General features: G+C 43.6%; 13 protein-coding genes. 7 read left to right on the top strand and 6 right to left on the bottom strand.

Going from position 1 to position 12,791, the window contains the following annotated elements:
- Positions 1 to 32: 32 nt before the first annotated feature.
- The 5 genes from NJD71_RS07235 to mtgA form a co-directional block, all read right to left on the bottom strand.
- Complete coding sequence (locus NJD71_RS07235) at positions 33 to 392, bottom strand: hypothetical protein (protein WP_319051271.1); 360 nt, start codon at positions 390 to 392, stop codon at positions 33 to 35.
- Between the two features lie 89 nt (positions 393 to 481).
- Complete coding sequence (locus tag NJD71_RS07240) at positions 482 to 730, bottom strand: hypothetical protein (protein WP_319051272.1); 249 nt, start codon at positions 728 to 730, stop codon at positions 482 to 484.
- A gap of 73 nt (positions 731 to 803) precedes the next feature.
- Complete coding sequence (locus NJD71_RS07245) at positions 804 to 974, bottom strand: hypothetical protein (protein ID WP_319051273.1); 171 nt, start codon at positions 972 to 974, stop codon at positions 804 to 806.
- Between the two features lie 362 nt (positions 975 to 1,336).
- A complete protein-coding gene (gene ppk1 / locus NJD71_RS07250; RefSeq protein ID WP_319051360.1) occupies positions 1,337 to 3,481 on the bottom strand; it encodes a polyphosphate kinase 1 in 2,145 nt (714 codons plus the stop codon).
- A gap of 345 nt (positions 3,482 to 3,826) precedes the next feature.
- Positions 3,827 to 4,513, bottom strand: coding sequence for a monofunctional biosynthetic peptidoglycan transglycosylase (gene mtgA / locus NJD71_RS07255; RefSeq protein WP_319051274.1), 687 nt, complete (start codon positions 4,511 to 4,513; stop codon positions 3,827 to 3,829).
- A gap of 327 nt (positions 4,514 to 4,840) precedes the next feature.
- Here mtgA and NJD71_RS07260 point away from each other — a divergent pair, with 327 nt between their 5' ends.
- From NJD71_RS07260 to NJD71_RS07280, 5 genes are all read left to right on the top strand, one after another.
- Entirely contained in the window at positions 4,841 to 5,200 is a 360-nt protein-coding gene (locus NJD71_RS07260) for a glutaredoxin family protein (protein WP_319051275.1), read from the top strand.
- A gap of 56 nt (positions 5,201 to 5,256) precedes the next feature.
- On the top strand, positions 5,257 to 6,444 hold the full coding sequence (locus NJD71_RS07265) for an alpha-hydroxy acid oxidase (RefSeq protein WP_319051276.1): 1,188 nt from the start codon (positions 5,257 to 5,259) through the stop codon (positions 6,442 to 6,444).
- A 159-nt stretch (positions 6,445 to 6,603) separates the two neighbouring features.
- On the top strand, positions 6,604 to 7,752 hold the full coding sequence (locus NJD71_RS07270; RefSeq protein ID WP_319051277.1) for a rhomboid family intramembrane serine protease: 1,149 nt from the start codon (positions 6,604 to 6,606) through the stop codon (positions 7,750 to 7,752).
- Between the two features lie 142 nt (positions 7,753 to 7,894).
- The gene (locus NJD71_RS07275) at positions 7,895 to 8,704 is read left to right on the top strand and encodes a MipA/OmpV family protein (RefSeq protein ID WP_319051278.1); all 810 of its coding nucleotides are present in this window, start codon (positions 7,895 to 7,897) and stop codon (positions 8,702 to 8,704) included.
- A 404-nt stretch (positions 8,705 to 9,108) separates the two neighbouring features.
- On the top strand, positions 9,109 to 9,942 hold the full coding sequence (locus NJD71_RS07280; RefSeq protein WP_319051279.1) for a DUF6414 family protein: 834 nt from the start codon (positions 9,109 to 9,111) through the stop codon (positions 9,940 to 9,942).
- A gap of 143 nt (positions 9,943 to 10,085) precedes the next feature.
- On the opposite strand, the gene fumC is transcribed toward NJD71_RS07280, so the two are convergent.
- Complete coding sequence (gene fumC, locus NJD71_RS07285) at positions 10,086 to 11,486, bottom strand: class II fumarate hydratase (protein WP_319051280.1); 1,401 nt, start codon at positions 11,484 to 11,486, stop codon at positions 10,086 to 10,088.
- 242 nt (positions 11,487 to 11,728) lie between these two features.
- On the opposite strand from fumC, the gene NJD71_RS07290 reads away from it, so the two are divergent.
- The gene (locus NJD71_RS07290; protein WP_319051281.1) at positions 11,729 to 12,340 is read left to right on the top strand and encodes a 5-formyltetrahydrofolate cyclo-ligase; all 612 of its coding nucleotides are present in this window, start codon (positions 11,729 to 11,731) and stop codon (positions 12,338 to 12,340) included.
- On the top strand, positions 12,340 to 12,600 hold the full coding sequence (locus NJD71_RS07295; RefSeq protein WP_319051283.1) for a hypothetical protein: 261 nt from the start codon (positions 12,340 to 12,342) through the stop codon (positions 12,598 to 12,600). Before NJD71_RS07290 ends, NJD71_RS07295 begins: the two co-directional genes overlap by 1 nt.
- The last annotated feature ends 191 nt before the right edge of the window (positions 12,601 to 12,791 follow it).

Here is a 12,791-nt window from a genome sequence, read left to right on the forward strand (position 1 = left end):
GTTCTGCTCAGTGCATCTAGTTCTCAATGCAACTAGTCTTTGTCATCAGGGTTCAAAGTGCGCGTTTGGGCATTATCAATGTTTGCATAGCGATTCATATTATTGATTTTATCGCTATCAGGCCCTTCACTACGGACAGTTTCTTCATTGATATTATCATCAAAACCATTACCTGGCTGATCACGGCGATCAGGCTGACGTGCTGGATTGTCATTTTTGTTGACATGTTCAGACGCTACCACACCTTCTTCAAACGTATCAGTGCCTTTATTTTCGCTAACGTTTTCTTCTAATTCATCGTGATTTTCGACTGTTTGCGAATCATCTAGTGTTTCATGAGTATCAGTTTTTGCTATTTTAGTTTTACTTAAAGCGGGATCTCTGGTTTCCATTATCTTGTCCTTATTATAATTATCGTTTGTATTACTAAAATCTTAATGTACCATTTATGGCGATTTTAATATGCCATTTATAGCAATTATCAGTCGGCTTTTCTGCTTAAATCATGAGCATTCAACTCTCCAACGTTTTTGCCACCCGCCGGTAAGTTCTCTTCTTTACGTGGGTCAGCGTATATTTCGTCAGTCTCTTGAGAGTCTTGTTCAGGACCATCTATTTCTGGCTCGTGCTTGCGTCCTTCGTAACTGTCTTTAGGGTTATCTGATACTGTTGCTGCTGGATCGTCCACAACCACTTTTTCTTCATTATTTTTCTGTCCTTGAATCGTCATGGTCTCTCCCTCGCACGATTATTATTTATTAGTTGCTAATTTGGTATTTTAATTTGAGTGCCAATATGGACTGTTATTTATCGGTACGTAATGCATCATCAATAAAAGGTGTTTGCTCTTCTTCACTTAGCTGCTCAGGAGCGTCAGTTTTACTACTGTCTTTTAGGTTCTTTTCTATTTCTTGACTGTTCACTTGATCAACCGCTTTTTTGATATCTGAGGTGTCATTGTCTGTAGTGCTCATAATATATTCCCTGTTCTTTATCGTTGGATTTTCTTTGTCATTAGATGACTTTAGAAGCTTTACGACACTATATGATTGAATAATAAATAAGTACGCAGTAGCATACAAATCAACGGCACGCCAATCAGTGATATGCCAAATAGCGTCATAATCGAAATTAATTATAAGTAGGACAACGTATATTGCACCAGTGTACTGCCGTATCAATATGTGAATAAATGTGAGGTTACAAGACAGTTTGTAACTTTTCCAGTTGGTCAGCACAAAAAAAACCAAGCACCGGTATTCACCAGTGCTTGTTTGGATAGCTAATTAAATAGATAATTAAAGCGCTAGAAATCTGCTAAATGCATTTTGACAAATTAGTTAGACTCTTCAACACGGTTGATCAGTTTCAATAACTGCTCTTGTGCGACGTGTGGCACCTCCCCTGCCACTGGTTGTCGCTGCTGCCATACACCTGTGCCATTCAGTGTCCATGCTTGCAGATTGTCTTGTAAGTAATTGATCAACCCATCCTGATAAATCTGCTTAAACAGCTTTCTATTCTCAATCGGGAATGCGACTTCTACGCGATGGAACAAGTTACGATCCATCCAGTCGGCACTACCACAATACAGACGCTCATCACCGTTATTGTAGAAATAATAGATACGGGTATGCTCCAAAAACCGACCAATAACAGAGCGTACGGTGATGTTCTCAGACAGCCCTTTTACTTGCGGACGTAGACAGCACATAGACCGTAGTATCAGCTCGATTTTGACGCCTGCCTGCGACGCGTCATATAGTTTATCGATAAGACGACGCTCAGTCAGGGCGTTTGCCTTGATAATGATATGAGCGCGCTTGCCTGCTTTGGCATGAGCGATCTCATCATCGATAAAGCTCATCAGTTTGTCGTGCAAGGTAAACGGCGCATGTAGCAGTTTTTTGAGATTGGCAGGTTTACCCATCCCTGTCAGCTCTTGAAAAATCTTATGTACGTCTTCTGAGATATCAGGGTCGGCGCTAAACAAACCATAATCCGTATAGACTTTAGCGTTAGCCGCATGATAGTTACCGGTTCCTAAATGTATATAGCGGCGGATTCGATCTTCTTCACGGCGTACGATGAGCATGAGTTTGGCATGAGTCTTGTAGCCGACGATACCATAAACCACAACGGCCCCTGCCTCTTGCAAATAATTGGCAACAGCAATATTAGAAGCCTCATCGAAACGGGCACGCAACTCGATAACAGCCGTCACTTCTTTGCCGTTGCGGGCGGCCGCGGCTAGCGCTTTGACAATTTCTGAATTGGTACCTGAACGGTATAGTGTCTGCTTAATAGCCAACACTTTGGGGTCGCTCGCTGCTTGCCAAAGCAAGTTGATAATGGGCGAGAAGGCATGAAAAGGATGATGCACAAGCACATCACTCTTACGCAGCGCAGCAAACATACTGGTCGACTTGTCTGACTTGTCCATCTCTCGGCGGAATGCTTTTGGCACGACATGAGTGAACGGCTGATAGCGCAGTGCAGGAAGATTAAAATCAAAAAGCAAACGCGTCAGATTGACAGGACCATTGACACGGTACAGCTGATTGTCATGCAACTCAAACTCATTGAGTAAATAATCGCTAATATGGGCAGGACAGTTTGTGGTCACCTCAAGACGAACCTTGTCACCAAAGCGGCGGTTTTCAAGCTCACCCTCCAATGCTTTGGCAATATCTTCAACGTCATCTGCCAAATCTAAATCGGCGTTGCGCGTGAGTCTGAACTGATGGCAACCGGTCACGCTCATACCAGGGAATAACTCATCGATATGCTCATGAATGATGGCGGAGAGCATCACATGATGTTCTTTACCGCCAGTCAGCTCATCAGGCAGACGAATGACACGCGGCAGACTGCGAGGCGCAGGTACAATCGCCAAATTAATATCACGACCAAAGGCATCTTTGCCCTCTAGTGTCGCGATAAAGTTCAAGCTTTTATTAACCAAGCGCGGGAATGGGTGGGCAGGATCAATACTGATGGGGGTCAATACAGGCAATACTTGCTCAGTAAAATAACGCTTCATCCAAGCAGACTGCTCAGCATTCAGCTCATCACGCTTTAGATATCGAATATCTTCGAGCGCAAGGGCGGGCAAAATATCTTCATTAAGAATACGATACTGCTCACTGATCGCAGCATGAGTAATAATGGATATCTCGTTTAGCACCTCGCTTGGACGCATACCGTGGGCGCTGGTTGATACATCACCGATATTGAGCTTTTGCATGATACCAGCGACACGAATCTCAAAGAACTCATCGAGGTTGGATGAAAAAATAATCAAAAAGAACAAACGCTCAAGCAACGGGTGGCGACTACTGGATGCCTGTGCCAACACACGTAGATGGAACTGTAATAGAGACAAATCTCGATTGATATAACTGCTGGGTGAATAGCTGCCATCTTCTGCGCGCTGCCACTCTATTTCGGCTAGTTCCTCACGATGACTGCTTACACTCATGTCTTGATTGGTATTTTCGCTCGTATCTTCGCTGTGATGATTGACATCAATCATCTCGCTCGCATCACCACTACCCTGATTGTTGTTTGTCTCTACCACGTTGTTACTCCTTTTGCGTTATCGATACGCCATCATCTTATGTCTATCTAAAATCGTATCGCCCGTAATACGACTGAACCGATGGCTTTTTTGCAGATTATCGGCTGTTGTTATATTTTTAACCGATATCTCTTTTACTTTTTAATGACTCTTGTTACTTTAATATGTCTGGAGTGGATGCACACTGCTATATAAACGGCGGTAATGACTGTTCGGCTAATATGGTTGTTTATCCCTCATTTAATCCTAAGACGCTTGCGGCAATGCAGCGTTTTTCATTCGCTTCTTGATAATTGCCTGTTTATTGCGCAGGCGTCTGTCCCCTTGGTTGTCCTCGTAATACTTTGGGTTAGTGAGCATGGCAATCAGTAGCGCTGATTCATCTCGATTCAGATTGGCAGCTGACTTATCAAAATAATGATGCGCCGCCGCGTCGATACCATAAATGCCGTTGCCGAACTCTGCCACATTGAGATAAGCGGTCATAATACGCTGCTTATCCCATAGCGTTTCAATCATGATGGTGATGACAGCCTCTTCCGCTTTACGGACATAGGAGCGATGCGAGGTCAAAAATAGGTTTTTTGCCAGTTGCTGCGTAATGGTTGAGCCACCAGCAGACGTCGTGCCAGTCTTTTCGTTTTTCTTTTGTGCCGCCTTGATACCTTTTATATCAAAGCCATTGTGCTGACTGAAGGTCGAGTCTTCACTCACGATTGCCGCTTGCTTGGCAGACTTGGCAATAGCATCATACTCAGCCCATGTCTGCGTCACTGTGCCACCCGTGAGACGATGAGTCAGCATAAACATGCTGTTATTGATCGGCTGAGTTTTCCAGATTAATAACAGCCCAGCGACCAAGACATGGAAGGCGACGAGTAATAACATGATTGCCAATAACAGTCGTTTGATAAATGTGCCAAAACTTGTCATGTGCGATATCCGAGTGATTAAAAAAGTAATAAGATGAACGCTCTATTGATGACCAAGAAACAGCGACGAGCCCATCGTCATAAGTCTGTTTTTGCTCTTAGTCATGAACAGTCAGCTATTGGTCTTCAATAATGACCAATAGCAGGTCATCTTACCTAATCTCACAATCGCTGTCATTATTTACCCCACTTCTTTATGATGTAATGATCATTGGGGTATTTTAAATTTTAGCTCAGCGCGTACTACTAGCAGGTACTGTCAGCGCTTGCTATCAGCACGTACTAAGAGTAGGCGCCTTTTAACCAGTATTAAGATAAGAGAATAACCATGTCCGACAACAACAATTCTCATAATAGCTCACACAACAGCTCGCATAACGACTCACATAATAATATAGAAATATTACGAGCGCGTGTTATTGCACAACATCCTAGCCTTGGGACTGCTGAAAACAGTCATAAATGGTGGCTACTGGGTACCTCTGGGTGTCATTTATGTGATATCGCTGAGCAAACACTCGCACAGTTTCAGGCGGTACAGCCGATCACTTACCATAATGTCGATATTGCAGACTTTGATGAGGCACTTATGATGGATTTTGCCACAACTATTCCCGTCATTTTGACGCCATCTAGACGATTAAACTATCCGTTTTCGGTGATGGATTTACAGCAATTACTTGTTTGATAGCAGTAGTCCTATAGTAAAGACACCGTATTACGATGATAGAGTGGTGAGAGACGATGCAAGATTTAAAGAAGATAACCGAAATCGAAGATTTACGCCGTGTCGCCGAGCGTAAAGTACCTCGTATGTTCTATGATTATGTGGATTCCGGCTCATGGACTGAGACGACTTATCGTAGTAACGAGACTGACTTTGATCGTATCAAGCTGCGCCAACGGGTGCTGGTCGATATGGACAACCGCAGTCTGGCCACAACTATGATTGGCGAGCCTGCCAAGATGCCAGTAGCCATCGCCCCAACAGGATTTACGGGTATGATGTGGGCAGATGGTGAGATCCATGCAGCACGCGCAGCAGAAAAGTTCGGCGTGCCCTTCTCACTCTCTACCATGAGTATTTGCTCTATCGAAGATGTTGCCACGCATACCAGTGCGCCGTTTTGGTTTCAGCTCTATGTCATGCGCGATCAAGACTACGTCGCCAATCTGATCCAGCGGGCAAAAGAAGCCAATTGTTCGGCACTGATATTAACTGCCGACTTGCAGGTCATGGGACAACGTCATAAAGACATCAAAAATGGGCTATCTGCACCGCCCAAGCCGACCCTTACCAATATCATGAACCTAATGACCAAGCCGCAGTGGTGTATGAATATGCTGGGTACTAAGCGTCGCACGTTTGGTAACATCGTGGGTCATGCTAAGGGTGTCGCAGACTTGTCTTCTCTGAGTGCTTGGACGGAAGAGCAGTTTGATCCACGCTTGAGCTGGGACGATGTCGCACGTATCAAAGACATGTGGGGCGGCAAGCTCATCATCAAAGGCATTATGGAGCCTGAAGACGCCATTCTGGCAGCTCGCAGCGGCGCAGATGCGCTGGTCGTCTCAAACCACGGCGGTCGTCAACTAGATGGCGCACTCTCCTCTATATCGGCCCTGTCAGACATCGTGCAAGCCGTACAAGCCGAAAATAGTAATATCGAGGTCTGGCTAGACAGTGGTATCCGCTCTGGGCAAGATGTGCTAAAAGCCATTGCATTGGGCGCAACAGGCACGATGATTGGGCGCTCTTTTCTCTATGGATTGGGGGCGTATGGTGAAGATGGTGTACGCCGAGCGCTCGAAATCATTTATAAAGAATGTGATATCTCAATGGCATTCTGTGGTCATACGGATATCAATAAAATGACGGACGATATCTTGGTAAAAGGTACTTATGAGAATCTTAAGGTTGGTCACTTTTAGAGCTATTCATTTTTAAAAGCTATATAGTTTTAAGAGCTATCCGCCATCAAGACTATAAAGGCTATGTAAACTTGTGCCATGATGACCTGCGGATACATAACATTATCTGACGATACCCTTTATACTATATATACAACATTTTGATGATATCTCGCGTTTATGACCATTTTGCAATTATTAAAAACAGCCCCTATCACTACCTTGCTATTAGCCAGCTTTATTGGGCTGTTTGTCTTGCAGATAGTGACAGGGGTTGATGCCAACAACCCATCGACTGAAGCATTGCTCACATGGGGTGCTAATGCTTTGCCTTTTACGATGAGTGACGAGCCATGGCGATTGGTCAGCAGTGCGTTTTTGCATATCGGTCTCATGCATTTGCTATTTAATAGCTTTGCCATGTATTTCTTTGGGCAGATTGCCGAGCCTATGTTTGGCTCAGCCAAGTTTTTGGCGTTGTTTTTATTGGCGGCTATCGGTGGTAATTTGCTCAATAACTATGTCACATGGCAAGGTATTATAGACGGCACAGGACAGCCCGGCATATCAGCTGGTGCCTCTGGTGGTATCATGGGTATTGGTGCGGCATTATTAATCGCGGCACTGTTTAAGATATCGGTCAATGGCATGGTTCTCAATCTCAAGAGCCTAGTATTTATCATGGGTATCAACCTTGTTTACGGGTTTGCCGTACCAGGTATTGATAATGCCGGTCATATCGGTGGCGCGATCACAGGACTCGTCATTGCCTTAGCTTTTGCGATTGGCTACCGTCAGCGTCTCACGGTCACTATGCAAAACGTAGCGATTCAGCAGCAACGCAATGCTAACCCTTATCAAACCACCTATCATTATGGGAAGCAAGGTAGCGGTCAGTACAACCGTAAGTACAGTTCTCAGTACAATTCTCAAAACAGTGCTCAACTCGATAATCAGGATAGTTATGACAGCAGTGATGATGCCCACTTGCCTTCCCTAGATACTGATTTTAACAATCAAAATGCTGGGTTGGATAGCCGTCATTCCAAACCAGACCGCTATGATACCGAGATAGACAGCGATGATAGTAGTACGCGAGATGTACACAGCAATGACATGAATCACAGCATAGCCATGCATACTGCGTCACACGATCCAGATCATAATAATACTATTCAGCCCACAGCCCCACCCAAAGAACCTATAAAGCCTGCAATCATTTGGCAACTATTACCCTGGCTTATGATGCTACTGATCAGCATCGGATTTGTCTGGTGGTGGCAAGATATTCATGAGCAGTTACTACAAGTGCTAAAAGCCATTGAGTAAATGCTCATACTTAACTATCATTGCTATATAGCTCTCACGCACAGCCTACTTATTTAGATTATTGCTTTTTTACTGACACTTTCGAACACGTTTTATCTGATGCTATTACCCAGTTATCTATACTCACTCACGAGACTCAATTATGTCAAAACTTGCAGCGCTACCTCATATCTCGACACGCACTATGCTTAGCGCGTTGACTGCTACTGCGCTATTTAGCGTAGCAAGCCTCTCTAATGCCGCACTGTTCAAAAACCTACCTGCTGATCAAGACGCTGAGCTGAGCGTTGGGGTCAATGTGATGGCCGTCAACTCGTCCTATGATCTAGAAGACAGCACCGAAGTACGTGTGCTGCCCGGTATTTTTTATGACAATAATAAGTTCTATGCGCGCGGCGCCCAAGCCGGCGCGTATTTAGTCAATGATGGTACCAATGAGCTGTCTATCTATGCGCAGCCATCAGGCAATAGCTTCGACCCTGACGACGCCAACGGTGACTTACAAGGTCTCGATGAGCGCAAACTCTCAGCAGCTGCTGGTCTGAGCTATCTGCGCCGCACGCCTATCGGCGGTATACGTGCTCAGTTTGACACCGATGTGTTGGACCGTAGTGGCGGTAACTCTGGTCGTTTGACCTACCTTGCTAGAATCAGCAAAGGCAAGCTGACAGTCTATCCAAGCATTGGTTTTGAGTATCATGATGCTGACTATAACGAATACTATTATGGCGTCAGTGATGAAGAATCAGCAGAGACGGGCGTTGCCGCTTATAAATCTAACTCAAGCTTGAATCCGTATGTCAGCGTAAGTGCCAACTACGACTTCAGTGATAAATGGGCTGGATTTGCCAATCAAAGCGTGAGCTATGTGCCCAATGAGCAATATGATAGTCCAATGGTCGACTCACGTACTGAATCGGCGACGACGCTTGGTTTGCTTTATAAGTTTTAAGTGAGTTTAGATCTTTGATGTAAAAAAGACCTTGCCGCGTGATGTGGTAAGGTCTTTTCATCGATTATTAAAAAGGTCAATATGGCCGTCATATCTTTAGCGTTCTTACAATATTATGACTTCTACTATCTTGTATAATCAGCTGACTGTATAAAATGTTAATATAAATACTAAAGTCTATCTAAATTTTTTAATGTATCATATGTAGGTAATATTTAGCTAAGAGCTTCCATCAAGGGAGGAATATCTCATGAGCAACAAACATTATACTGAAAGTAACAGGAAGGAGGATCATAAGCCCTCAGATGTTATAACAGATGCTACTAGCAGCTATTTCGACATGCTTAATAATTCATTATCCAGATTTAACAAACATAAAAATTCGAATAAAAAGGAATTAGACCGTGGAGTCAGAACCACTACTCATAGAATCACTCTTTGACTTTTTTTACTTAGATAATAAGAAGATTAGCTCTTTTTACGCTCAGCTAAACGGCAATGGTTCAATTGAATCTTACAAAGAAACTCATGGTATTACAGACGGTAAAACTATGGAGGCAACCGTAGGTGTACCTACAGTGACGGGTGGAAGGTTAGGCTCTAGTGAACAAGCTCAAAGCGGTGGAGAACGTTTTTATAACGCTATTGACACCATGCCAAGAGAAATGATCAATAAGCTAGATGAGTTAGGTTTTGTCAGTAAAGTACTCTGTGAATCTAATCTTGGACGATTGGTTTTATTAAAGGGAAAACTTGGCATTGTAGATGTGAATATGTTGAGTGCTATTGTAGAACCCGCTTTAAATTTTCATTCAAGAGAACTTCGAACTTCGAATAAAAAAGAAGATAGAGAGCAAGCTAAAAATCTTGAAAAAATAAAAAAAGATCTAATTGATTTTATAAGGAACGTCCCTTTCGCTATTCAAAGCCGCTTTATAGTAGAGTCAGACGAAAGTGTTGAAGAAGTTTGGATGACTTTGAATAGAGATGAATTATCTACACCAACACATGATATAAACTTCAAACATGGCGAGTTTATGGCAGGCGAATGGTATCTGCTTGGAATATTAGATGCTTTGCCTAATGATGATATTGATTATGAAGGTAATCATGACTCTGAACTTCAAGGTATGATTAAAATTTTTGTTAACGAACTCAAGAATCTAGCTGGTCGACCTAAAAGTTCGTTTGGAATTACACCAATTGCCATTTTTAGAAATATTCAACCTACTCTATAAATTTTAAATCATTCGTGAAAGAACATTTAAACTAACATCTTTTTTATCTAAGAGGACTTTGTAGCCTCATGATTGTTGCAAACAAAAAAAAGACCTTGCCACATGACAAGGTCTTTTTACTATTCTAGGAAGTCTTTAATAACTTACTTAGGATGTACCATATCAGCAGGAATGACCCACTCATCGAACTGCGCTTCAGTTAATAGCTCTAGCTCAACCGCCACTTGCTTCAAAGTTTTGTTTTCTTTATACGCCGTCTTAGCAATTTTTGCTGCATTTTCATAACCGACATGACGGTTCAATGACGTTACTAGCATCAATGAGTTGTGCAAGAAGTCATCGATTTTGTCTTTTACTGGCTCGATACCAACGGCACAGTTTTCGTTGAAGCTGTTGCAAGCATCGCCAAGCAGTTTGATAGATTGTAACAAGTTAAACGCGATAACTGGCTTATAAACGTTTAGCTCGAAGTTACCTGATGCGCCAGCCATGCTAATAGTCGTGTCGTTACCCATAACCTGAGCGACAACCATGGTCATTGCTTCTGACTGAGTTGGGTTTACTTTGCCCGGCATAATAGATGAGCCTGGCTCATTTTCAGGAATCGTCAACTCACCAAGACCACAACGAGGGCCAGATGCTAACCAACGTACGTCATTCGCGATTTTGTTTAAGCTGCCCGCTAGTGTTTTTAGTGCGCCTGACGCAAATACTTCTGCATCACGAGCGGCTAGCGCTTCAAATTTATTTGGGGATGTGACAAATGGCAAGCCAGTCAAAGTCGCTAGTTGCTCAGCTGATTTTACCGCATAATCAGGATGGGCGTTTAGACCAGTACCAACCGCAGTACCGCCTAATGGCAATTCATATAGACCTTGTAGCGCGTTATCAATACGAGTTAACGCGTGGTCAAGTTGGCTCACATAGCCGCTAAACTCTTGGCCTAGCGTCAAAGGCGTCGCGTCTTGTAAATGCGTACGACCGATTTTTACGATGCTATCGAACTCTTTGGACTTTTTATCTAAGGTATCACGTAGCGCTTTGACCGCTGGGATAAGTAGGCTATTAATCTGACGCGCAGCAGCGACACGAATCGCCGTTGGGAAGCTGTCATTAGTAGACTGAGCGTGATTGACGTGATCGTTAGGATGAATCGGTGCGTAAGTGCCACGCTCAGAGCCTGCGATTTCATTGGCACGGTTAGCAAGCACTTCGTTCATGTTCATGTTCGACTGCGTACCCGAACCCGTCTGCCAAACGACTAATGGAAACTGGTCGACCAGACCGCCGTTGATGACTTCGTCAGCGGCTTGCACGATGAGGTCGCGCTTATCATCTTCGATACGCTCTAGGCTTGCGTTGGTAATCGCAGCGGCTTTTTTGACCAATGCCATCGCTTCAATCATCGGACGCGGCAATGTCTCGCCACCGATTTTGAAGTTTTCACGGCTACGCTGTGTTTGCGCGCCCCAATAAGCATCAGCTGGGACTTCTACGTTACCCATGGTGTCTTTTTCGGTACGAGTGGCCTGATTTTGTGACATAACGATCCTCTTTTATTAGTAGTTAATAAATGGTTTATCATAAAAAGTGCAACTAAAGCTGCACATAAGGAAAATAGGCTGTAAAGTGAGGTTATGATAGCATGGCTTATCATAAATTTCTCCAAGCCGATGCGAGTATTTATACTTACTAGACACTGAACAACTAGACACTGAACAAATAGATACTAAGTAAAAGTGATTGATCGCCACATATCTTTTTAACTAATACTGCAAATACTATTATGACAACCAATCCACCTAGACGTCAGTTTACTCGCCAGCGCCGCCAACTAACAGATGGTGAGCGCAGACAATACGCACGCATGGCAAGTTTGCACTTGGTTAAATTGCAACAACGCTTGCCTCCGCGTGCGCGTATTGGCTTATATTATGATGGCTTTGGTGAGCTTCCTACTCAGCCGCTACTGGACTGGTGTCAGCGCTCAGGCTACCGGGCATATCTGCCAGTGGTCGGCTCGCTCGGTCGTGACAATAAAGGAGACGACGATAAACGCTTGCGCTTTGTGCCTATTTATCACTCAAAACTAATCAATGTCCCCACTCGCATTCATCAGCTTGGTATGAAACAAAATCACAGCCGCGTTCTGCTATGGGCGACAGAACTAGATGTGATTATCTGTCCACTCGTAGCGGTAGATAAGCAGGGTAACCGTATGGGCATGGGTGGCGGCTTTTATGATACGACGCTTGGTAACAGCTATCGATCAGGGGCTTCAAGGCCGTTAAAGATAGGCTGGTGTTATGATTTTCAGGTCGTTGAGAAATTAGCGCGTCAACCGTGGGATGTGCCGTTAGATGGCTTGATTACCCCAAGCGGCATAAGGTGGTTTTGATGACAGATAATAAAAAGTCTGAAAAAGACTCGAACGCTGCTGATTCCAGTGCAGACAGTGTGAATGAATATTTGCAAACGTTAGGCGATGAGGACGCTAGAGAGCAACGTTACTACAGTCAAGAGCAACCATTTAGCGCTGATGAAATGACACGGCTAGTCAATGAAGATCGCTTAAATGAGCTACTCGCACAAAGTGATGCGTTTTTGAGTAGTTTAAGCGGTGAGTTGAAAGATTTTGATGAGGATGATAGTAATTAATGAACTGTAGTAGCTGTCAAAAAAACTTACCAAATCGCTTTAAGCTAATGATGAGTATTGACGATCGAAGCAGCGACGGTTATAGATGCCCTTACTGTTCCTATAACTTGGTAACGAGGATACAGCTTTACCGATTTAGATTGTTATCTATAGTGACTATTATTGTCGTCATGCTATCTACGAAATTTTTA

The sequence above is a fragment of the Psychrobacter sp. PP-21 genome (genome assembly GCF_033790785.1).
Classification (GTDB): Bacteria; Pseudomonadota; Gammaproteobacteria; order Pseudomonadales; family Moraxellaceae; genus Psychrobacter.